Source organism: Litoreibacter albidus (assembly GCF_900107015.1).
Taxonomy (GTDB): Bacteria; Pseudomonadota; Alphaproteobacteria; order Rhodobacterales; family Rhodobacteraceae; genus Litoreibacter; species Litoreibacter albidus.
Map to the genome: position 1 here is coordinate 91,000 of NZ_FNOI01000003.1, position 20,521 is coordinate 111,520.

The following is a 20,521-nucleotide window of genomic DNA, read 5'->3' on the forward strand; positions in this document are numbered from 1 at the left end:
CCGTCAGTTGATAAGCGTCGGTTTACCCAAAGGCGCGTTGTTGTTGGGCAAAACACCCAAACGCCGCGCCACTTCCGTATAAGCATCGGCCAAGTTGCCAAGATCGCGGCGGAACACATCTTTGTCCAGCTTTTCGCCGGTCTCCATGTCCCAAAGGCGGCAGCTATCGGGGCTGATTTCATCCGCAACGATCAAGCGCTGGAATTCTCCGTCAAACTGGCGACCAATTTCGATTTTGAAATCAATCAGCTTGATGCCAACGCCGTACATAACGCCCGACATGAAGTCATTCACCCGCAAGGCCAGCGCAATGATGTCGTCCAAATCCTGCTGGCTCGCCCAGCCAAGGGCAATGATGTATTCCTCTGGCACCAGCGGATCACCAAGCGAGTCGTCCTTGTAAGAAAACTCAACGATGGGGCGCGGCAGCATTGTGCCCTCTTCCATCCCAAGGCGCTTTGCCATCGAACCAGCAGCGTAGTTGCGCACGATGACCTCAAGCGGGATAATTTCCACGGCGCGGATGAGTTGCTCGCGCATGTTCAGGCGCTTGATGAAATGCGTCGGCACCCCGATCTGGCCAAGCCCTGTCATAAAGAACTCGCTCAGGCGGTTGTTCAAAACGCCTTTGCCTTCGATGATACCGTGCTTTTCGGCGTTATTCGCTGTCGCGTCATCCTTGAAGTACTGGATCAATGTACCTGGCTCTGGGCCTTCGTACAGTGTTTTCGCTTTGCCTTCGTATATCTTCTTACCGCGTGCCATAAGCATCTCCTGTGGCGCGGCGTCCCGCGCGGGGTGGGACTCGCATCCCCTCGTTAGCGCAGCCTATACGTCACCCGTGCCGGTCAGACAAGCAATGCGAAGCGCGTCACTTCGCAGCGCTTGCGCAGCAGCCCCTTGCGCTGGTCGGTTTGCATGGGCATATCAAGAGTAACAGATATTGACAGGAGCCCCCCATGACCACGTTTGATGACCGCGAGAATGCGTTTGAAAGCAAATTCGCCCATGACGCAGAAATGCAGTTCAAAGCAGAAGCCCGCCGCAACAAACTGCTGGGACTATGGGCCGCGGACCTGATGGGCAAATCCGGCGACGACGCCGCGGCTTATGCCAAAGAGGTTGTACGCGCTGATTTTGAAGAAGCTGGCGATGAAGACGTATACCGCAAAGTCGCGGGCGATATTGGCGACAAAGCCGACGAGGCCACGATCCGCGCCAAAATGGCGGAATTCATGGCCGAAGCCAAATCGCAGCTGCTGACAGAGCTGTAATTTGACGAAATTCGACGTTTAAGGCTGCCGAAGTAAATTCGGCAGCCTTTTTCTTTGGTTTACCCTGCCCCACCCAACGACAAGGGCCGCAGAACGTGGTTTCAAACGCAAGGCGCTCATGATCATTATGATGATTATCAATTTGATTCATCTGCGGTAGCGTGTGAAGAGGCGCCTTGACGGACTCCGCTTCACAACAGGACAGCTTAATGACCCAGACCAACGCCCTTAGCAAAATGCTCGCCGAACGCGACTGGATTCTTGCGGACGGTGCAACTGGCACGCAGTTGTTCAACATGGGTCTCAGCGCGGGCGACGCGCCGGAGTTGTGGAACGCGGATCACCCTGATCGCATCCACAAACTCTACAGCGACGCCGTGGAGGCCGGGTCCGACCTGTTTCTAACCAACTCTTTCGGCGGCAACGCGTCGCGGATGAAGTTGCACGACGCGCAGGATCGCGTGTTTGAATTAAACCGCCTCGCCGCCGAAATCGGGCGAGAGGTCGCGGACGCATCTGGGCGCACGGTGATCGTTGCGGGCTCCATGGGGCCGACCGGTGATATCATGGCGCCCATGGGCACCCTCACCCACGAAAGCGCGGTGGAGATGTTTCACGAGCAGGCCGAAGGCCTGAAGGCTGGCGGCGCGGACGTGCTGTGGTCAGAGACCATTTCCGCCCCCGAAGAGTTGAAAGCCGCCTGTGAAGGCGCGCGCCTTGCAGGCATGCCTTGGTGTGGCACAATGAGCTTTGACACCGCCGGACGCACCATGATGGGGCTGACGTCAGGCGGCTTGGCGCAGTTGGCCGACCGCTTGCCACAGACGCCTGTGGCGTTTGGTGCGAACTGTGGCGTTGGCTCTTCTGATTTGCTGCGTACGGTGCTCGGCTTTGAAAACACCAGCATCCCGATCATTGCCAAAGGCAACGCCGGCATCCCTAAGTACCACGACGGCCACATCCATTACGACGGCACGCCGGAGCTTATGGCGGATTACGCCTGTCTCGCCCGCGATTCAGGTGCGACCATCATTGGCGGCTGCTGCGGCACAACCCCAGAGCATTTGCGCAGCATGCGCGAAGCGCTGGAGACACGTCCGCGCGGCCCGCGCCCCACGCTGGAACAGATCACCGAACGGTTGGGCGGGTTTTCGTCCGAGAGCGACGGCACGGACGGCGCGGGCCCTGCCCCGCGCGTGACCCGCCGCCGCGCACGGACATAGCCGCCACATCAAGCAAAAGCCGGTCATATGACCAGCCATGAGACGAAGATCACGATGCGCAAGTCGTTGCCAGCTACCGCTATGTCGCAAAACGTCGCGCCCGAAAGGGTCCGTCGGCGCATCAGTTTATTAACGCAAGACCACAGTGCACCCGCGCGAGTTTAGGAGTTCTAAACCATGTCAGACGAAGAAGACGATATCATCCTGTCGGAACTCAACGACGAAGAGCTTGTCGCGCAGATGTTCGACGACCTCTACGACGGCCTCAAAGAAGAGATCGAGGAAGGCGTCGAAATCCTGCTGGAACGCAAGTGGGAACCCTATGACATCCTGACCAAAGCGCTGGTTGGCGGCATGACCATCGTGGGCAACGACTTCCGCGATGGTATCTTGTTCGTGCCAGAAGTGCTGTTGGCGGCGAACGCAATGAAAGGCGGCATGGCCATCCTGAAGCCGCTGCTGATTGAAACCGGCGCGCCGCGTGTCGGCAAAATGGTCATCGGCACAGTCAAAGGCGATATCCACGACATCGGCAAAAACCTTGTCGGGATGATGATGGAAGGCGCGGGGTTCGAGGTCGTCGACCTTGGCATCAACAACTCTGTCGAATCGTATTTCGAGGCGATGGAAGCTGAGAACCCCGACATCCTCGGCATGTCCGCCCTGCTGACAACCACGATGCCTTACATGAAAGTCGTGATCGACACGATGGTGGAAAAGGGCGTCCGTGATAACTACACCGTCTTGGTGGGTGGCGCGCCACTGAACGAGGAGTTCGGCAAAGCTATCGGCGCTGATGCATACTGCCGCGACGCGGCCGTTGCGGTTGAAACCGCGAAAGACTTCATGGCCCGTAAGCACAACCAATTGGCTGCTGGCTAAGCGATCTGGCGACAAACGCCCTTCGTGCGCTTGCGCGGGAGGGGCCGCGCTTGACGTTGCAGCGCTGCAGCGCAATCATGTGCCGCCGTTCTCAAGGATCTAGCCATGCCCTTTACCCGCCTTGCCTTGATCTTGTGCTATGTCATCGTCGCCGCTGGTCTGACCGTTTTCGTGTTCTCGCAGATGCAGCCCCAAGGGCACGCCGCGCAGGCCATCCCCGCGCTATTGCCACTGGCGATGTTGGCTGGCCTGTTGATCCGCGCTTTGCACAAGAGGCTCGACCGTGACGACACCTGATGACGCCACCCTGAGGGATGACGGCCTAGCGCCGCCGCGCGACGTCGGACGCGTGCTGCTCATCGCCTGTGGGGCACTGGCGCGGGAAATTCTGGCGGTGAAGGAAAGCCGTGGGTGGGAGCATATGGCCCTCGCCTGCCTGCCAGCCATCTTGCACAACACGCCCGACAAGATCGTGCCTGCCGTCCGCGCTGCCGTCGCAAAGCACAAAGCCAGCTACGACAAGATATTCGTCGTCTATGCGGACTGCGGCACAGGTGGACAGTTGAAAGCCGCCTGCGACGAGATGGGCGTGGAGATGGTCGAAGGCCCCCATTGCTACAGCTTTTACGAGGGCAACGCCGCATTCGCCGCCCGCGAAGAGGTCACATCCTTTTTCCTGACGGATTTTCTGTGCCGCCAGTTCGATGCCTTTGTGGTGAAACCTTTGGGGTTAGACCGCCACCCCGAACTGCGCGACATGTACTTCGGCAACTATGAAAAGCTGGTCTATCAGGCGCAAATCCGCGACCCCGCCCTAGAAGACAAAGCCAAAGCCTGCGCTGACTATTTGGGGTTGGCCTATGAATACCGCTTTACAGGATACGGGGATCTGGAAACCGCGCTCGCGGCGCAAGCCTAGCTAGGCCGCCGCAGCAGCGACTTGGCGCAAACGCTCAACCATCGCGCGCACGCCGTTGGAGCGTTGCGCCGATAAGTGCTCGTTCAGCCCCAGACGGCCCAGCTCCGCGACCGCATCGACCTTGCCGATCTCCGCCACGGGCAAGCCGGAATAGAGCGCCTTCAGCACCGCGATCAGGCCGCGCACAATCATCGCATCGCTTTCGCCATCAAAGGTCAGGATGCCCTGCTCGATCTTCGGGTGCAGCCACACTTGGCTGGCGCATCCGTCCACCTTCGTGGCGGGCACCTTCAGCGCGTCATCCAGCGGGTCCATTGCTTTGCCCATGTCGATCACGTGGCGGTAACGGTCCTCCCAATCGTCTAGGAATTCGAAGGTCTCAACGACCTCTTCAAATGGTTCTTGGGCCATGACTTTGCGCCTTTCGATCAGTGTTCCTTCGCAGTTAACCCGCCGTTGATGCGTCGTCCAGTGCAAGGCGGACTTTTCAAGTCGGCTCTGGTAGGCTACTCCAGTGGGAAATAGATCCGCAGGCAGGAATACGAGCAATGACACGTACCATTTTGGCAATTCTGGCAGTGAGCCTGACCGTCACCGCTTGCGGGCGCATCCGCGACTCTCGCGTGAACCCTTTCAACTGGTTTGGCCGCGACCGCACCGAAACAGTTGCAGTCGCCGATGAGGCCTTACTGCGCGATCCACGCCCCTTCGTGGCGCAGGTCATTTCCCTGAAGGTAGAGCCAACGCCCGAGGGTGCGATCATCCGCGTTGTGGGGCTTCCCGGCTTGCAAGGCTACTGGAATGCCGAACTGCTGGAAGTCGACCGCGACGACCTGAGCACGCTCACCTATGAGTTCCGCGTGTCGCCGCCGCCCTATCAAACGCGCCAAAGCACGCAACGCTCCCGCGAGATCATCGCCGCGAAAGCCGTGTCCACCAACCGCTTGAACAAAGTCCGTACAATTACAGTTATCGGGCAAAGCAATCGGCGGGCTGTTAAGCGTTAAGAGTAACGCTTAAAGCTCTATAATCTTTACGGAACTTCCGACACAGGACAGCGCCAATTCACCGTCACAGAGGCGCAGCGCGTCCGCGCCGAACACTTCTGCGCGCCAGCCTTTAAGGGCCAGCACGTCGCGCCCGCCCAACGCAATGTCATCCAGATCAGACGCCGTTGCGATCAGCTTTTGCGCGATACCCACTTCCTCGGCCTTCGCCTTCAGCATTACCCGCAGCAAGTCGGCCAAGGCCGAATTCATGTTGGAACGATCCCGTGCAGCAGGCACTTTGGGCATATCTTCGGGCGGGCATGCAACGCCAGCAGCGACAGCCGCCAGAATACCATCGGCGATCGGCCCTTTGCGCGCATCGCGCAGCAACAGGCGAGACTTGCCAATATCGCGCTCATCCTTGGGCTTGGTCGATGCCAGTTCCAGCAAAGCGTCGTCCTTGTAAACACGGCTGCGCGGTACGTTGCGCTCTTGCGCATAGGCTTCACGGAACTTCGCCAACTCGCGCACAATAGCCAAAAACTTCGGCGCGTTGGAGCGTACTTTGACCCGACGCCATGCATCCTTCGGGTCGACCACATACGTTTCCGGCGCCCGTAGAATAGCCATCTCTTCCTCAACCCATGGCTTGCGCCCCGTGCGCTCCAGCCGTTTGGACAGGTATTCGTAGATGTCGCGCAGGTGGGTCACATCGGCCAAGGCATACAGTTTTTGCGCATCGCTCAGCGGACGGCGCGACCAATCGGTGAACCGCGATGATTTGTCGACGGAGGATTTGACGATCTTGCGCACCAAGGTCTCATAACCGACCTGCTCACCAAAATCACAAACCATGGCCGCGACTTGGGTGTCGAACAGCGGATGCGGGATCACCCCGCCCTCAACAAAGAAAATTTCCAAGTCCTGTCGGGCGGCGTGAAAGACCTTCACCACGGTCTCATCGCGGAACAGATCATAAAGCGGCTCCAACGACATATCGGCGCCTGCAATCGGATCTACCAGAACCGCATCGTTCCGATCATCACCTGGAACCGCCAACTGGATCAAACACAGCTTCGCGTAATACGTTCGCTCCCGCAGGAATTCTGTATCGACGGTTACGTAAGGGGAAGACTTGGCCCGTTCACAAAACGCGGCAAGCTCTTCGGTGGTTGTGATCGTTATGATGTTGGCTGGCATGTAGGTTCTTTGGGTAATCTCTTGATGTTGTTGTTTTTTGTAGACTGCCCCCAGCCTATCTTTTCATAGGCGCTTTTGGGGCAAAAGGGAAGTACCAGCGTCACGTTAGCTCCAGCAGGCCCTGCTTACCGTCTGCGAAGCGGCGCAACACGGCTGGATACAAACGGTGCTCTTGCACCAAAACCTTCGCCGCAAGGCTTTGCGCAGTCTCATCCGGCGCCACTGTAACGCGGGCCTGCCCAAGGATCGGGCCGTCATCCAGCTCCGGCGTGACCACATGAACGGAGCATCCCGCCTCCGCATCGCCGGCCTCAAGCGCGCGGGCATGGGTGTTCAGGCCTTTGTATTTCGGCAAAAGCGAGGGGTGAATGTTCAACATCCGGCCCGCGTAACGTTCCACAAATCCGGCAGTCAGCACCCGCATGAAACCCGCAAGGCAAATAATATCGGGGGACGCCGCATCAAGCAGTTTGATCAACTCCGCCTCGAACGCGGTGCGGTCCTTGCCAAATTGCCGATGATCAACGGCAGCAACAGCCAAGCCCCGCTCCGCCGCGCGTTCCAGCCCTTTTGCGGCAGGATCGTTCGAGAGGACCAAGACCGGCCTTGCAGGGTGATCGCCCACCATGCTGTCACACAAGGTCAGCATGTTGGAGCCGCCACCCGAGACTAGGACGGCAACCTTTTTCAAAGCAGGCGGCCCGAGTAGCGCACCCCTTCGCCGGGGGTTACGGCGCCAATGCGGAACACAGTTTCACCGCTGTCTTGCAACAGGGACGTCAAAGCCTCCGCCGCGCGCGGGTCCACCGCCAACACCATGCCAATGCCCGAGTTGAAGGTCTTCAGCATCTCAGATTCTTCGATACCCGCGATGCCAGCCATCCATGAGAACACGCCCGGCAACTCCCATGTGCCTAGATCAATCTCCGCGCCAAGCCCCTCAGGCAAAACGCGCGGCAGGTTCTCGGTCAGGCCGCCACCTGTGATGTGGGCCAACGCATGAACGCCCCCTGCCCGCACTGCTGCCAATGCGGATTTCACGTACAAGCGTGTCGGTGTCAAAAGCGCCTCGCCCAGCGACTGGCCATCCGCGAATGGTGCCGCGTCATCCCAGCCGTGACCGGAGGCTTCGACCACTTTGCGCACCAAAGAATACCCGTTGGAATGCACACCGGACGACGCCAAACCAAGTAACACGTCGCCCTCAGCGACACCCGCTGGCAAGGCCGTGCCGCGCTCCATCGCGCCGACAGAGAACCCCGCAAGGTCAAAATCGCCCTCGCTATACATGCCCGGCATCTCCGCCGTCTCCCCACCGATCAACGCGCAGCCGGAGGCGTCGCAGCCTGCCGCAATACCGTTGATGATGGTGGTGGCCGTATCCAAGTCCAGCTTGCCCGTCGCGAAATAATCGAGGAACAACAAGGGCTCTGCCCCTTGGCAGACCAGATCGTTAACACACATGGCGACCAGATCTACACCGATGGTGTCATAATGCCCCGTATCAATCGCGATGCGCAGCTTGGTGCCCACACCGTCCGTGGCAGACACCAAAATCGGGTCCTTGAAGCCCGCGTCTTTCAGGTCAAACAAAGCGCCGAAGCCGCCCAACCCTTCCATCACGCCAGAGCGTTTCGTGGCAGCGGCGGCGGGCTTGATCCGGTCGATCAGCGCGTTGCCTGCATCAATGTCCACACCAGCATCAGCGTAGGTCAAACCGTTCTTCGGGGTCTTTGTCATGGGGTCACATCCGGCAGCAGATTAGAGTTGCGTCGGACTAGCAAGCCTGCGTGCACGAGTCTATGGCTGCTTCTCCGCAGCCCGTTTTTCTTGCATCTTAAGCTCGTTTTTCGCGCCGAATCCGAAAAAAAAGCGCGTGGCGAGCAGCATTATGATGAACACGACCGCCATAATGATCGACAAGACCGCGACACCTAGTTCGGAGAGGATACCGAACAATTCACCTCCGCCGCCAAGGATCAGTATCAACGCCGCCATAAACACCAGCCCGATCGCGCCGTTCACGATCAGAAAGATCACCGACACCTTCCACGCGAACCCGTTGGCAGGCTTCCCGTGCCCGCGCCGCACATAGGTCTGCCCCGCATCCATCGCGGGAACGAACACCGCGATCATGCCGCCGACAGAGCCGATATCGTGGTTGAAAAACATCTCGACAAGATAGCCGATGATGATGACGGCGATCATTGTAAGCAGTGACACCACCGCGTAACGCTTCACCAGATATGTCGTGTCCATAACAACTCCTTAACCAAATCCCGTGCATGTGTATTTGATTGTGATCACGGACACAATTCAGCGGATAGAGACTTGACGCGGCGCGTCGGTCTGGTAGCCATCCGTTCCTAGTGGGCCTGTAGCTCAACTGGTTAGAGCAGAGCGCTCATAACGCTTTGGTTGCGGGTTCAAGTCCTGCCGGGCCTACCACTACCCCCTATCGCGGCAAGACCAACTCGGCCTTTAAGCCGCCCATGCCCTCACTATCGCCCAGTCGCAATGTGCCCCCATGAGAGCGCGCGACATCGGCCGCGATAGCCAACCCCAACCCCACTCCGGAGCCCGCGTTCTGGTTGCGTGATGCGTCCAGTCTGGAGAACGCTTTGACCGCCTGCTCGCGGCGGGCCTCGGGAATTCCTGGCCCGTTGTCCTCAACGCTTATGCGCAGCGCTTTTTCCAGCACGGTGACGCTGACCTGCGCGCGCGTCCCGTACCGCACCGCGTTGTTGATCAGGTTTTCCACCGCACGGTGCACCGACAGCGGGCGCACCTTCATCGACAACGCGTCCGGCACATCGCCGACCCATGTGACCGCTTTGCCCGCGCGCTGCGCGTTCGCAACCAGATCTTGGACCAAGGCAACAGGGTCCGCGCGCTCCAATTCTTCCAAGGCGTCGGCCTTTGCAAAATCAAGGAACGCCTCGATCAGCCGCTCCATCTCGTCGACGTCGCCGATCAAGTCTTTGGTGTCCTCGGTTTCGGGCTGCATCGACAATCCCAGCTTCAGCCGCGTCAGTGGCGTGCGCAGGTCATGGCTCACCCCTGACAACATCAGCGTGCGCTGCTCTATCTGGCGCTCGATCCGCGCGCGCATGTTCAGAAACGCCGCCCCCGCAGAGCGCACCTCGGAGGCACCGCCAGGGTAGTACGGCTCGTTGCGCCCCTTGCCGAAAGCCTCCGCCGCGCGGGCCAGCCGCCGGATAGGCCGCAACTGGTTGCGCAAAAACAGGTAAGAAATCACAGTCATCAAAACGGCCGTGAACAACATCAACACCAGCAACTGATGCGGGTTGGACACCGCCACACGCCGCCGCGAGAACGACACTTCCAGATCACCCTTGGAGGTCTCCAGCCGCGCCTGCACCGCTTTGTCCTGCGTCACCAAATCCACCGCGCGCAGGCCTGCGAACTGTTGCGCCAGCGTTTCACGGATCGCACGCCCCGACAGGTCGCTGAACCGCTGGCGCTCTTGAACGCTTCCCCCCGGAAAGGTTACGTCCATATCCAACGCCTCTGCCGTCTGGCGCACTTCTTTTTGGGCGGCCTCCAGCGTCGGAGCGTCCTCAACGATATCGAGCAGCAAGCGCAACTCCACCGAGATATTTTGCGTCATCTGCGCCGTCACGTCCTCGTAAAGGCGCTGGATGAACGCGAAGGACACCACCAGTTGGATGGTAACGATGGGGACCAACAAAATGAGTGCCGCCCGCCCGTAGAGGCTGCGCGGAAGGTAGCGTTTGATTGAGAAGCGTGCCATGATTTCGACCGTAAGGCCCCTCGCACCAAAGGAAAAGAGCGATAGCACACTCAACGCCCGACACCCGCACCCCGGGCAAGCCCGTGCAGCTCGCCAAAGGCTTGCGCTGCATCCTTGCCCCCAACGCGTCACCGATGACCTACACCGGCACGAATACCTATTTGCTGGGCACCCGCGACATCGCTGTGATCGACCCCGGCCCGCCGGACGAGGCCCATCTGGCGTCGATAATGGACGCGCTCAGTGCGGAGCAGCGGATCAGCCATGTTATGGTGACGCACTCGCACATCGACCATTCCCCCCTAGCGATGACACTGGCACAGATAACCGGCGCGCGGGTCTACGGGTTTGGCCCCAGCAAGGCGGGCCGAGCCCCTGTCATGGCGTCTTTCGCGGATCTGGGCGGCGGTGAAGGCATCGACGAGTCGTTTCTGCCGGACGTCACACTGGCGCATGGCGCGCAGGTTCAAGGTACAGACTGGAGCCTCACGGCCCTGCATACGCCCGGCCATATGGGGAATCACCTGTGCTTTCATTGGCCAGAGGGCGAGGCCCTGTTCAGTGGCGATCTGGTGATGGGTTGGGCCACGTCGATGGTGTCACCCCCCGACGGCCATTTGACCGATTTCATGGCGTCACTTGATATGCTCGCCGCGCGTTCTGGGGACAAAACCTATTACAGCGGCCACGGCGCCCCGATAGAGGCCCCTGCCGCCCGCGTTCAGGAGTTGATCAAACATCGCCGAATGCGCGAATCCCAAATTCTGGACGCCCTGCGCGCCGCCCCAAGCACCCCGCAGGAGCTCACCGCGCGTATCTACACCGACGTAAACCCCGTGTTGCTGCCCGCAGCCCAAAGAAATGTCATCGCCCACCTGATCGATTTAACAGAGCGAAATCAGGTAAAACCACAGGAAACACTCAGTGCCGTCAGCCGCTTTTCAGTTATCTGAATTATTTAGGCAAAACCCTCTTTACGACCGGAATCGCGCTTGCTATATGCCCCACACCGTTCCGACGTAGCTCAGCGGTAGAGCAGTTGACTGTTAATCAATTGGTCGTAGGTTCGATCCCTACCGTCGGAGCCATTTCCCCCTTTCTTGCGAATGGGTTACATGGCCAGGTTAATCCTCCAAAATTGTCATGTGAAACGTACCCGTTTAAGGTTCTTTGCAGCTTTGTTGGGTCTTCCTATAGGGGCGTCCCCACGATTACTGCCTAGGCTTTGCCGCTCTGCGCGCCGCCCGCAAGGACGCCGCTCTCCCCGTTTGATGTTGCAAAGCACAGCCGCTTTTCTGTAATCATTTTGCGAACATAGTAAGTGATCTTGCTTCTTTGTTGAACATTTCGGGATGTTGCCGCTGGCGAAACTTATTCGGAGACTAAAATGAACGATACCCCCTCCCTGCCGGCAACCATACAAGATCACGCCGCCTACTTGTCCGGAGGGCACGACTTTCAGTCCGATATTGAACTGATTGCGGGCAGCGGGCTTGTCACTACAATTCTCGAAACGGTCATGCTGGCGACGAACATGCGTTTTGCGGCTGTGGCGCGGGTCACGGCGGATCGCTGGGTGGCCTGCCGCACCGTCGACGAGGTGAACTTCGGGCTGGCCGAGGGCGACGAGATTGAAATCCAGTCGACATTTTGCCAGTCGGTTCGCGTAACGTCCGAAAAGGTCCTGTTCAACGACGTCGCCACCGACGAAGTCTATGGCAATCACCCCATCGCCGCCAAATTCGGAATTGTGAGCTATGCCTCCATCCCGATCCACCGCAGCGATGGCAGCTTCTTCGGCACGCTCTGTGCGATCGATACGGAGCCGCGCAACGTGAAGCACCCACGCGCCGTAGCAATGTTTGAAATGTTTGCGGACCTCATCGGGCAAAGCCTCGAAACCGAGGAACGGCTAGAGGCGCAGGAGAAACTGGTCGAAAAAGAGCGCGAAATGGCGCGCGCCCAAGAGGAATTTGTCGCAGTTTTGGGCCACGACCTGCGTAATCCGGTGGCCGCACTGAACTCCGGCTTCCGGTTGCTGAGCAAAGAGCAATTGCCCGACAGAGCGGGTGAACTCGTGCCTATGATGCGCTCCAGCGTGTACCGGATGACCGAACTCATTAACAACATGATGGTTCATGCCAAGGCACGTCTGGGCGGCGGCATCCGCATTTCTTGCACGGACGACGCCCCCCTTGCAGATGCGATTACCCAAGTCGTCGACGAGGTCCGCGCGGCGTCCCCCGACCTCGATGTTCAACTCGACTTGGCGTTTGACCGCTCCGTCCGCTGCGATGCACCGCGCGTTGCGCAAGCGGTTTCAAACCTGCTGTCAAACGCCGTGCGTCACGCAACGCCGCATACACCCATCACGGTTCGCGGTATGATCGGCGAACAAGGCCTCAAGATCGAAGTCGAAAACCAAGGTGAGCCAGTGCCGGATGAACTCCACGAGAAGCTGTTCAACCCGTTCCAGCGAGGCGCAGATGAGCGCGGTGAAGGGTTGGGGCTTGGCCTCTATATCGCGTCGTCAATCGCCCTGGCGCATGGTGGTCAGATCAACGTGAATTGCGATGACGGCACCACAAACTTCTCCTTCATGGCACCCTCGGCGGCGAAAGCGGCCTAGCGTAATGCCCCCGCGCTCATCAGGCTTTGGCTGCCAGTTTCTCCAACTCCGCCAACTCGCGCTCTTGCCTCTGAGCCCAGTCACGTAAGGTGACGTTTACGGGGCTGCCGCTGCTGACCGCGAACTGCAAAGTCTTAAACCGCCAACGATCATTAACCCGCCTTAGAACGGCGAAAGCACCATAGGGGGCCTCTGGGAACACGTTGCCTTTCGCCACGTAGCGGGTCTCATAGGTGGCCCAAATCGTATCCCCGTCCTTGAACAGCGCCTCCAAGCATCGGCGTACCATGTGGGTCACCTGCTTGGCACGAAGTCTATTGATGAAGTCGCTACATATGGCGCGCATCTCGGCTTCGGTCGTGGCAACGGCCCGCCCTTCCCCACTTTCCATGCTGCAAGGGATGGCGCAGAAGTCCATAAGCCCATCGACATTGCCGCTCATCGTCATGTCGCCTTGCTGGTCCAAAAAGTCCTGCGCGATGCGGCGCGCCTCTTCCTCTGTCATGGTGATGCTAATCCGGCACGCTAAGAAAAACTGGGGGCAATGCTCGTCGCGCTTAACGTCAAAGTCAATGTCCGTGCCACTTGGACGTCGCGAGGGACGGCGAAAATCCGCTATGACGCCGCCCCAGTGTCGTCAAATTGACTTTTGATTAACGCGCGCAGACAACTGCGCCGCCGTTTCCTTGCGCTCGCTATAACGGTCCAGCAGGCAGGTTTTGTTGTCGCGGGTGAGCAGGGTAAACTTCACCAACTCCTCCATCACATCCACCATCCGGTCATAGAATGGCGAAGGCTTCATGCGGCCCGCCTCATCGAACTCCAAAAAGGCCTTGGGGGTGGAGGACTGGTTGGGGATTGTCAGCAACCGCATCCAACGGCCAAGGATACGCAGCTGATTCACCGCATTGAAGCTTTGTGAGCCGCCGCTCACTTGCATCACGGCAAGCGTCTTGCCCTGCGTCGGACGCACCCCGCCTAACGACAACGGAACCCAGTCGATTTGGGTTTTCATGATGCCTGTCATCGCGCCGTGCCGCTCCGGAGAGCACCAGACCATACCTTCAGACCACGACACCAGATCGCGCAGCTCCTGCACCTTCGGGTGATCCGCCTCGGCGTCATCCGGCAGTGGCAGCCCTGAGGGCGAGAAGGTGCGCGTCTCCGCACCCAAACGCGCCAAGACGCGCGCCGCCTCCTCCGTCATCAGCCGACTGAACGACCGCGCCCTGAGCGAGCCGTAGAGGAGCAAAATACGCGGCGCATGGGTGGCACGCTCCGGCGTCAGCAGCGCGTCGCGGTCAATGACGCGAAAATGCGCCTCATCCATATTGGGTGTGTCGCTCACGGTGCACCTTCGGCAGGCATGATCAACGGCGTGCCGTCTTCTTTGGTGAAGGTGGCGGGCGGGTGCTGGTCGAGCAATTCCAAGACCGCCTCGCTGGGTCGGCACAGCCGCACCCCCTTGGGTGTGCAGACGATCGGCCGGTTCACCAGAACGGGATGCTCCAACATGGCGTCGAGCAGCGCCTCATCATCAACGGACGGATCAAGCAGCCCCAACTCTTGCGCGGGTGACTTCGTCTCCCTCAACGCCATGCGCGGTGTCAGGTTTGCCGCCGCAAACAACGCCAACAATTGTGGGCGGGTCCAACCCGTCGTCAGGTAGTCGATGACAATGGGCTTTTCGCCCGAGGCCTCGATAATCGCCAATACGTTGCGCGATGTTCCGCAGGCTGGGTTATGGTGAATGACAATGCTCATGATGCTTCTTTCTCGGTTGGGAACCAATGCTGCGTTCGGTTGGCAAGGGCGACCAGCGACAGCATCACCGGCACCTCCACCAGCACACCGACGACGGTCGCCAGTGCCGCGCCGGAGCCGAGCCCGAACAAACTGATGGCCACGGCGACCGCCAGCTCAAAGAAATTAGAGGTCGCGATCAGCGCGCAAGGCGCCGCCACGTTAAACGGAATACCCCAGATTCGCGCCGCGCCGTAGGCCACAAAGAAGATGCCGTAAGTCTGGATCAGCAACGGCACAGCGATCAGCGCAATGACCAGAGGACGATCAAGGATCACCTCCCCTTGGAAGCCGAACAACAGCACCACAGTCACCAGAAGTCCCACGATGGAAAACGGCTGCACGCGCGCCTTGAACGCATCAACCGCCGCCTCCCCACCCTTTGCGACAAGGCGCTGGCGTGTCACATAGCCTGCCAAAAGCGGCAACATGACATAAAGCCCAACCGAGAGCAGCAACGTGTCCCACGGCACCACGATGTCGGTCACGCCCAGCAAGAACGCGACAATCGGCGCGAAGGCAAAGACCATGACCACATCGTTCACACTGACCTGCACCAGCGTGTAGGTCGGGTCGCCGCGCGTCAGGTTGGACCACACGAACACCATCGCCGTGCACGGCGCGGCCCCCAGTAGGATCACCCCCGCCAGATAGGCCTGTGCGTCCTCTGGTGCGATCAGATCGGCGAAGACATACTCGAAGAACAACACCCCAAGCGCCGCCATGGTGAAGGGCTTGATCAGCCAGTTCACCACCAGCGTCACCACCAACCCTTTGGGCTTGTCGCCAACTTGCCGCAGCGCGCCAAAGTCCACCCCAACCATCATTGGATACACCATGGCCCAGATCAGCACCGCCACGGGCAAGTTGACGGAGGCGACCTCCATGGAGGCTAAAGCCGTGAACAGCGACGGGAATATATTGCCCAGCAACAGCCCCGCCCCAATGGCAAGCGCCACCCAAACAGAGAGCCACCGCTCAAAAGTACCTAGGCCCGCCGCAGCGGCATTTGGTGTATCAGTCATGTTATGCTTTCAAATCTGACGGCGTGGCCTCGCAGGCGCAGCCAAGTTCGTTAAGGACGGGTTGGCAAAGCTCCGGTCGGCCCCCGCAGCAGTCTTCCATCAGGAATCCCAGCAATCCGCGCATCCCGTCCATATCGGCGAAATATCGGATGGTCCGGCCCTCGCGCTGGCTTCGGATCAGGCCGGAGCGCGCCAATACCGACAGGTTTGCAGACATGGTGTTCTGGCGAACGTTCAAAGTGTCACTGATGTCACCCGCGGACATCCCGCCCCCGCCGGCTTTGACCAGAAGGCGAAAAACATCCAGCCGCGTTGACTGGCTAAGGGCTGCAAAGGCTGCGAGGGCTGAGTCGTTATCCATATATCCAGAATTATTGATATATAGTCAGACTGTCAACGCCACCCGCCCGCGTCAGTCCTCGAAATAGGTGTCGTTCGCTGCTAAAATCGTCTCTATCGTTGCGTCAAGGCGTGACAGGTGCAACGCGCCAGCTTTTACCGCGCCCTCGCTGTCGTGGGATTTGATCAGCCCCGCAATCGCGCGGTGATCCTCCAGCAACAGCGCCATACGGTTCTCTTTGTCGCGGCTCAGCACGCAAAGCCTGTCCACCCGCCCCTTCTCTTTCTGGATCACGTCAAAGGCAAAGGGCGCCTTGGCGATGTCACAGATGATCTGGTGAAACTGATAGTCCAAAAGGCCGAACGCCGCGTAGTCACCCGCCTCCACGATGGCGGCTTGCTGCAACAGGTTTGTGTCCAACTTGGCCGCGCCAACCCCGTCGCAATTTTCAGCCGCACGGCGCAGCACTTCGACCTCCACCGCATAGCGCACGAAACGCGACTTGGTGATCTCCGCCATGGAGAACCCCTTCACCCGCGTCGCCCTTTGTGGGCGGATCACGATCAGGTCAAGGTTCTCAAGTCTGGCGAAGGCGTCACGCACGGGTTGCCGCGACACTTCGAACTGCGCCGCAATTTCCGCCTCGGAGATTTTGTCGCCAGGGCGCAGCCGCATCGACGAAATCTCGTCGTTCAGGTGATCAAAGATCACATCCACGGTGGTCCGGCGTTCGCGGTCTGATGTTGTTTTGGTCATATAACGAGCTCCGATCCCAAAGTAAGGGCACGCGCCCGTCCATCTGACCTATCATAGGGGACACGGGTACTCCATGCCCGTCACAGCGCTAAACGCCCCCCCAACCCCGCCGCGCAGAGGGGCTGGGGGCCGCATTAGAACTTGGCGATCAGGTTGATGAACATGCCTTTGTCGTCATACGTCAGGTCCGTCAAATCGTCGGAAAACGTACCGAAGTTGTAGCCAACGCCGACCTTGTAGTTGTTCCCGATATGACGGTACGCCGCCCCCAGCAAACCGTACTCGGTGACGCCCGCCTGCTCCGCATGCAACGCGCGGCCTTCCAGCAGCACATCCCACTTATGCGTCAGGTGATAGCGAGCGTTGGCGACCAACAGCAGCGCATCATTGTCTTGGAAGGCTGTCATCGCGTCCGGTGCGCTTTTGGACCAGCGGCCACCAATTTTGCCGCCCAAAGTCCAGTTTCTGTCAACGTCATAAGACGCGTCCAGCGACAACACGTGGCTCTTTTGACGCGGGCCCGCATCGTTGGTTCCGTCAATTTCCTGCCCGTACAGGTCATGCAGGTAGGTGTATTTGAACAGGACGTTCAGGCGGTCATTATCAATCGGGCGGTAGGCGTAGCCCAAGGTCAACTCCGCATAGCGGCCGTCTGGCAGCGACGATCCGTCGGTGTCAGTGTACGTCCCGTCGAAGCTGAACAGCAGGCGACGTTCCTCGTCGATCTTGTAGCGCAGCGTGGAGGTCAGCGCGATGGTGTCCCCGTCACGGTTGGTCGTGGTTCCCCCACTCGTGTACACCCCGCGATCACGGCGGTACTCCAGACGCGCGGCACCTGTCACACCAGTTTGGTTCTCGTAGCGCACGCCAAAGGACAGCGCGGTGCGGTCGAAGTCACCATTCTTCGTGTCGTCAACGCGGCCCACCTCTACGGACGCAGAGTAGCGCAGGAACTCGGAGCGCGCGTAGTTCACCCCGTAGGTCGAGGTCAGCGAGCGGTGCTGCCCAAACAGGTCATAGGTGTTCTCCGCATAGACATCGACGGCTTGGCTCAGCTGTCGCGCCCCGCCCACGATGAACTTCCCGCGATCCTTACCGGACAATGTGACACCATCGAACGAACGGCCCGGATCAAGCGTGTACCCGAAGTAAGCGCTGCCGTTCTCGCCATTGTCATAGGACAGCAAGGCCAGCGCCCCGACCCCGCGCGAGCCGTCGGACACTTCGCCCTCGAACGTCCAATTCGGCGTGAACTGGTATTTAACGCCAGCGCCCACGCGGTGATTGCGTGCCAAGCCACCGGAGCGCGACACAGTCGCCTGCGCAAACAGCGAATATTCCAGTTTCGGGTTAACCGTTACCGTGGCCCGCACGGCCATATCCGTACGCTTGCCGGTTTCGTCAGCATCACCACCCGGCGTTGCTTTATCGACATGCTCGATCCCGAAGTCATAGGTCAGACGGTCGCTGACCTTATAGGTCACCTCTACACCGCCCTCGCGAACCTTTTTGCCGGAATCATCGGTAAAATCATCGTAGTACAGGCGGTAGGACAACCGCTCTGACGGGGCGAATTCACCGTAAACACCGAACAGCTCTTCATCCACGGTCGTCTGGTAATCCAGTGTGGAGAACCCTGCGCGCCGTTTCTCGTAATACGCGCCCAACTGGCCATCAAGATCAGGGTTGATGTCCTTCAGGTCAAGCTGTCCCCGCGCAAGATATGCCTCGCCCGTGCCGCCCACTGCGGAGGTATTGGTCACGATCAAGCCCCCGTCAGAGGAGTAACTCGACCCGAACCCCGGCCCCTCCGTGCGGGCGTACTCCAGCTCCACAAAGGTGGTGTCCGACATCTCGTATCGCATGTCCGCACCGAATGCGGTTTGGTCGGCAAGGTCGGTTTGCTCCACCAGACCCGTCGCACCGAAGCGCAGGTTGTCGGAGGCCCAGACCTGCGCCCGCCCGCCGTAAGAATAGCCGTCAATCGTGCCTGCCGTCGGGGTGAATTCGTAGTTCACCGTCAGCTGCACCGTGTTTTCGCCTAGCGGGTTGGTGATCACCGTGCCGCCACCTGTCGCGCCGGTCAGCGGGCGCGTCAGGACAACAACACCTTGGATATAGTTGATGTCGTAGTCGCGGCCGTAAACCAGCGTCTCGCGGCTCGTGATGCGCCCCGTGTCAGGGTCGCGCACCTCAATAGCGATGGTTTCCGAGCCGATGGACAAATCTTGACGCTGCAGGAAGTAAACCGAACCACCCGTGCCGCGAAATACATCGCGCCCCGGAAGCGTGTCGGGCTGTGCGGCGTATAGGTCCAGCTCCGCGCGTGGCTCGCCCTTTGATGTGGTCTCTTGCGTTTGCACGTGGCCTTGAAAACCGTAGAGCGTGCGCTCGTTGCGCAAGAAGTGAGAACCGTCAATCTCACCTTTATAGTCGCCCCACATGGCGTAATTGCCCTCGCGCTCCGCCTTCACGTAGAACTTGCCAGAGGTCGGTGCGTCCTCCACCACGGTGCTATCATCGCCGTAGACCGGATAGGCTTTGTCGCTGTCCAGCCGCAGCAGCAAGTGGCGCGGGTCTTTCTTGTCGAGGTTGCGGAAAATCTCGCTCAGGTCGTCTTCGCCGGTGTCGGCGCTCGCGGTAATCTGCCAGCCCTTTTGCGTTTTGCCTTTGACGTAGAACGCCAGCCGCCCACGGTCGTAATACTTGTCGGCAGAGCCGCCCGCCGTGTTCTTGCCCGCGTCCTCGCGGTAACCGAACGTCAGATCAATCGTCGCCACCCCGAACCATTCGGAGCGCGGGATTTCGACAGAGCGTTGCAGGTACACGTCCTGCCCCGCGCCGTTGATCCGCACGTCAATATCCTGATCGCCCGCAGGCAGAATGCGCTGCAACACGAAGCTGCCGTCTGGGGCCGGTGTCACGCGTTCGCCCAAGGTCTGCACAGTGGCCCCTTGGCGCACGCCTTTGCCGAAAACGGTTACCGCGCCGCCCGACACCGGAATGCCGCGCACACGGGTCGCGTCGCTGCCCTCCTCGGCCTCGGCGAACACGCCTCGGTCGTCGCCGCCGTCCATGCCCAATGGCTCTGTCTCGTTGTAGCGGCCACGTGCGTCGTAGACGCGGTGGATCGCAACGATGTTGTCACCCTCTGGGATGGTCACAGACACCGTGCCGTTCGGCTGTACGGGCACCACGCTTAGCGTTTTCGGGCCCGCCGGATGGCCGATGTCGACAAGGCGCACATCGCCGCGCGTCAGATAGGCCGGATAGTTGGTCCGCGACCGGAATGTGACCACATCGCCCGCTTCAAACGCGGCAGTTTGGTCCACGGCGACCAGATCAAGGCGCGGCACAGCGCCCAACCCGTCGAACTTCACTTGCACATCCGCATCCGCCAGCGCGATGTCGGTTTTGCGCACGGCATCTTCGACGCGCGTGTCGCCGATAACCGCCTCCCCGTCGATGGAAATCAGGAAGCCGTCCCCCCCGACCGCAGAGTTCCCACGGTCGAGTTCGTTGTTCTCGCCGCTTTCCACCGCCACCACTTCGGAGGCGTTGGACTGCGTGCAATTGGTCGGAAGTACACCGTTCACCAAGGCACAATTGGTATCAAAATCCGCCTCTTGGGCATGACCCACACCCGCCCATGTCAGGGAGGTCGTGGTGATCAAAATGGCGCGTAAGGTTTTGTTCATGTTCATAA

The 20,521-nt window shown here is 59.6% G+C and carries 22 protein-coding genes and 2 tRNA genes; 10 read left to right on the forward strand and 14 right to left on the reverse strand.

Features of this window, described 5'->3' with window-relative positions:
* Nucleotides 1–3: 3 nt before the first annotated feature.
* On the reverse strand, nucleotides 4–765 hold the full coding sequence (gene purC / locus BLW66_RS08895; protein ID WP_089946796.1) for a phosphoribosylaminoimidazolesuccinocarboxamide synthase: 762 nt from the start codon (nucleotides 763–765) through the stop codon (nucleotides 4–6).
* A gap of 194 nt (nucleotides 766–959) precedes the next feature.
* Between purC and BLW66_RS08900 the strand changes: the two genes are divergently transcribed.
* From BLW66_RS08900 to BLW66_RS08920, 5 genes are all read left to right on the forward strand, one after another.
* The gene (locus BLW66_RS08900) at nucleotides 960–1,274 is read left to right on the forward strand and encodes a DUF1476 domain-containing protein (RefSeq protein WP_089946798.1); all 315 of its coding nucleotides are present in this window, start codon (nucleotides 960–962) and stop codon (nucleotides 1,272–1,274) included.
* Nucleotides 1,275–1,483: 209 nt separating this feature from the next.
* Entirely contained in the window at nucleotides 1,484–2,497 is a 1,014-nt protein-coding gene (gene bmt, locus BLW66_RS08905; protein ID WP_089946799.1) for a betaine--homocysteine S-methyltransferase, read from the forward strand.
* Between the two features lie 177 nt (nucleotides 2,498–2,674).
* The gene (locus BLW66_RS08910) at nucleotides 2,675–3,379 is read left to right on the forward strand and encodes a corrinoid protein (protein ID WP_089946800.1); all 705 of its coding nucleotides are present in this window, start codon (nucleotides 2,675–2,677) and stop codon (nucleotides 3,377–3,379) included.
* 105 nt (nucleotides 3,380–3,484) lie between these two features.
* Nucleotides 3,485–3,676 (forward strand): hypothetical protein, encoded by a 192-nt coding sequence (locus BLW66_RS08915; RefSeq protein ID WP_089946802.1) that lies wholly within the window; start codon nucleotides 3,485–3,487, stop codon nucleotides 3,674–3,676.
* On the forward strand, nucleotides 3,663–4,298 hold the full coding sequence (locus BLW66_RS08920) for a DUF1638 domain-containing protein (RefSeq protein ID WP_089946804.1): 636 nt from the start codon (nucleotides 3,663–3,665) through the stop codon (nucleotides 4,296–4,298). Before BLW66_RS08915 ends, BLW66_RS08920 begins: the two co-directional genes overlap by 14 nt.
* On the opposite strand, the gene BLW66_RS08925 is transcribed toward BLW66_RS08920, so the two are convergent.
* Nucleotides 4,299–4,709, reverse strand: a complete 411-nt coding sequence (locus tag BLW66_RS08925) for a SufE family protein (RefSeq protein WP_089946805.1) — start codon at nucleotides 4,707–4,709, stop codon at nucleotides 4,299–4,301. It abuts the gene before it with no gap.
* 137 nt (nucleotides 4,710–4,846) lie between these two features.
* Between BLW66_RS08925 and BLW66_RS08930 the strand changes: the two genes are divergently transcribed.
* Nucleotides 4,847–5,305: a hypothetical protein gene (locus BLW66_RS08930; RefSeq protein WP_089946806.1), complete on the forward strand. Its 459-nt coding sequence runs from the start codon at nucleotides 4,847–4,849 to the stop codon at nucleotides 5,303–5,305.
* A 9-nt stretch (nucleotides 5,306–5,314) separates the two neighbouring features.
* Here BLW66_RS08930 and rnd read toward each other — a convergent pair whose 3' ends face one another.
* The 4 genes from rnd to BLW66_RS08950 form a co-directional block, all read right to left on the reverse strand.
* Nucleotides 5,315–6,475 carry a ribonuclease D gene (gene rnd, locus BLW66_RS08935; protein WP_089947079.1) on the reverse strand — a complete coding sequence of 387 codons (1,161 nt, stop codon included), beginning with the start codon at nucleotides 6,473–6,475 and terminating at the stop codon, nucleotides 5,315–5,317.
* Nucleotides 6,476–6,587: 112 nt separating this feature from the next.
* Nucleotides 6,588–7,178 (reverse strand): phosphoribosylglycinamide formyltransferase, encoded by a 591-nt coding sequence (gene purN / locus BLW66_RS08940; RefSeq protein ID WP_089946807.1) that lies wholly within the window; start codon nucleotides 7,176–7,178, stop codon nucleotides 6,588–6,590.
* Complete coding sequence (gene purM / locus BLW66_RS08945) at nucleotides 7,175–8,227, reverse strand: phosphoribosylformylglycinamidine cyclo-ligase (RefSeq protein ID WP_089946808.1); 1,053 nt, start codon at nucleotides 8,225–8,227, stop codon at nucleotides 7,175–7,177. The genes purN and purM overlap by 4 nt, the downstream gene beginning before the upstream one ends.
* Before the next feature lie 60 nt (nucleotides 8,228–8,287).
* Nucleotides 8,288–8,746, reverse strand: coding sequence for an ABZJ_00895 family protein (locus tag BLW66_RS08950; RefSeq protein WP_089946809.1), 459 nt, complete (start codon nucleotides 8,744–8,746; stop codon nucleotides 8,288–8,290).
* A gap of 112 nt (nucleotides 8,747–8,858) precedes the next feature.
* Here BLW66_RS08950 and BLW66_RS08955 point away from each other — a divergent pair.
* Nucleotides 8,859–8,935, forward strand: a tRNA-Ile gene (locus BLW66_RS08955).
* A gap of 7 nt (nucleotides 8,936–8,942) precedes the next feature.
* Here BLW66_RS08955 and BLW66_RS08960 read toward each other — a convergent pair.
* Nucleotides 8,943–10,262 (reverse strand): ATP-binding protein, encoded by a 1,320-nt coding sequence (locus BLW66_RS08960; protein ID WP_089946810.1) that lies wholly within the window; start codon nucleotides 10,260–10,262, stop codon nucleotides 8,943–8,945.
* 83 nt (nucleotides 10,263–10,345) lie between these two features.
* Between BLW66_RS08960 and BLW66_RS08965 the strand changes: the two genes are divergently transcribed.
* From BLW66_RS08965 to BLW66_RS08975, 3 genes are all read left to right on the forward strand, one after another.
* A complete protein-coding gene (locus BLW66_RS08965) occupies nucleotides 10,346–11,215 on the forward strand; it encodes an MBL fold metallo-hydrolase (protein WP_244508601.1) in 870 nt (289 codons plus the stop codon).
* 60 nt (nucleotides 11,216–11,275) lie between these two features.
* Nucleotides 11,276–11,350, forward strand: a tRNA-Asn gene (locus tag BLW66_RS08970).
* A gap of 299 nt (nucleotides 11,351–11,649) precedes the next feature.
* Nucleotides 11,650–12,891, forward strand: coding sequence for a GAF domain-containing sensor histidine kinase (locus BLW66_RS08975; RefSeq protein WP_089946812.1), 1,242 nt, complete (start codon nucleotides 11,650–11,652; stop codon nucleotides 12,889–12,891).
* Between the two features lie 19 nt (nucleotides 12,892–12,910).
* Here the strand turns inward: BLW66_RS08975 and BLW66_RS08980 are convergent, their stop codons facing one another.
* The 7 genes from BLW66_RS08980 to BLW66_RS09010 form a co-directional block, all read right to left on the reverse strand.
* A complete protein-coding gene (locus tag BLW66_RS08980; RefSeq protein WP_089946813.1) occupies nucleotides 12,911–13,396 on the reverse strand; it encodes a hypothetical protein in 486 nt (161 codons plus the stop codon).
* 132 nt (nucleotides 13,397–13,528) lie between these two features.
* Nucleotides 13,529–14,239 carry an arsenical resistance protein ArsH gene (arsH, locus tag BLW66_RS08985; RefSeq protein WP_089946814.1) on the reverse strand — a complete coding sequence of 237 codons (711 nt, stop codon included), beginning with the start codon at nucleotides 14,237–14,239 and terminating at the stop codon, nucleotides 13,529–13,531.
* A complete protein-coding gene (gene arsC, locus BLW66_RS08990; RefSeq protein WP_089946815.1) occupies nucleotides 14,236–14,655 on the reverse strand; it encodes an arsenate reductase (glutaredoxin) in 420 nt (139 codons plus the stop codon). Before arsC ends, arsH begins: the two co-directional genes overlap by 4 nt.
* The gene (gene arsB, locus BLW66_RS08995; RefSeq protein WP_089946816.1) at nucleotides 14,652–15,719 is read right to left on the reverse strand and encodes an ACR3 family arsenite efflux transporter; all 1,068 of its coding nucleotides are present in this window, start codon (nucleotides 15,717–15,719) and stop codon (nucleotides 14,652–14,654) included. The genes arsC and arsB overlap by 4 nt, the downstream gene beginning before the upstream one ends.
* Before the next feature lies 1 nt (nucleotide 15,720).
* Nucleotides 15,721–16,080, reverse strand: coding sequence for an ArsR/SmtB family transcription factor (locus BLW66_RS09000; RefSeq protein ID WP_089946817.1), 360 nt, complete (start codon nucleotides 16,078–16,080; stop codon nucleotides 15,721–15,723).
* 51 nt (nucleotides 16,081–16,131) lie between these two features.
* On the reverse strand, nucleotides 16,132–16,815 hold the full coding sequence (locus tag BLW66_RS09005; protein ID WP_089946818.1) for a GntR family transcriptional regulator: 684 nt from the start codon (nucleotides 16,813–16,815) through the stop codon (nucleotides 16,132–16,134).
* A 134-nt stretch (nucleotides 16,816–16,949) separates the two neighbouring features.
* Entirely contained in the window at nucleotides 16,950–20,513 is a 3,564-nt protein-coding gene (locus tag BLW66_RS09010) for a porin family protein (RefSeq protein ID WP_139254554.1), read from the reverse strand.
* Between the last annotated feature and the right edge of the window lie 8 nt (nucleotides 20,514–20,521).

Coding starts and splice junctions, on each gene's coding strand:
- BLW66_RS08925 (WP_089946805.1), bottom strand. CDS start 4,709: ATGGCCCAAGAACCATTTGAAGAGGTCGTTGAGACCTTCGAATTCCTA.
- BLW66_RS08975 (WP_089946812.1), top strand. CDS start 11,650: ATGAACGATACCCCCTCCCTGCCGGCAACCATACAAGATCACGCCGCC.
- bmt (WP_089946799.1), top strand. CDS start 1,484: ATGACCCAGACCAACGCCCTTAGCAAAATGCTCGCCGAACGCGACTGG.
- arsC (WP_089946815.1), bottom strand. CDS start 14,655: ATGAGCATTGTCATTCACCATAACCCAGCCTGCGGAACATCGCGCAAC.
- BLW66_RS08960 (WP_089946810.1), bottom strand. CDS start 10,262: ATGGCACGCTTCTCAATCAAACGCTACCTTCCGCGCAGCCTCTACGGG.
- BLW66_RS08910 (WP_089946800.1), top strand. CDS start 2,675: ATGTCAGACGAAGAAGACGATATCATCCTGTCGGAACTCAACGACGAA.
- BLW66_RS08915 (WP_089946802.1), top strand. CDS start 3,485: ATGCCCTTTACCCGCCTTGCCTTGATCTTGTGCTATGTCATCGTCGCC.
- BLW66_RS08900 (WP_089946798.1), top strand. CDS start 960: ATGACCACGTTTGATGACCGCGAGAATGCGTTTGAAAGCAAATTCGCC.
- BLW66_RS09000 (WP_089946817.1), bottom strand. CDS start 16,080: ATGGATAACGACTCAGCCCTCGCAGCCTTTGCAGCCCTTAGCCAGTCA.
- purC (WP_089946796.1), bottom strand. CDS start 765: ATGGCACGCGGTAAGAAGATATACGAAGGCAAAGCGAAAACACTGTAC.
- purM (WP_089946808.1), bottom strand. CDS start 8,227: ATGACAAAGACCCCGAAGAACGGTTTGACCTACGCTGATGCTGGTGTG.
- BLW66_RS09005 (WP_089946818.1), bottom strand. CDS start 16,815: ATGACCAAAACAACATCAGACCGCGAACGCCGGACCACCGTGGATGTG.
- arsB (WP_089946816.1), bottom strand. CDS start 15,719: ATGACTGATACACCAAATGCCGCTGCGGCGGGCCTAGGTACTTTTGAG.
- BLW66_RS08980 (WP_089946813.1), bottom strand. CDS start 13,396: ATGACAGAGGAAGAGGCGCGCCGCATCGCGCAGGACTTTTTGGACCAG.
- BLW66_RS09010 (WP_139254554.1), bottom strand. CDS start 20,513: ATGAACAAAACCTTACGCGCCATTTTGATCACCACGACCTCCCTGACA.
- BLW66_RS08930 (WP_089946806.1), top strand. CDS start 4,847: ATGACACGTACCATTTTGGCAATTCTGGCAGTGAGCCTGACCGTCACC.
- BLW66_RS08950 (WP_089946809.1), bottom strand. CDS start 8,746: ATGGACACGACATATCTGGTGAAGCGTTACGCGGTGGTGTCACTGCTT.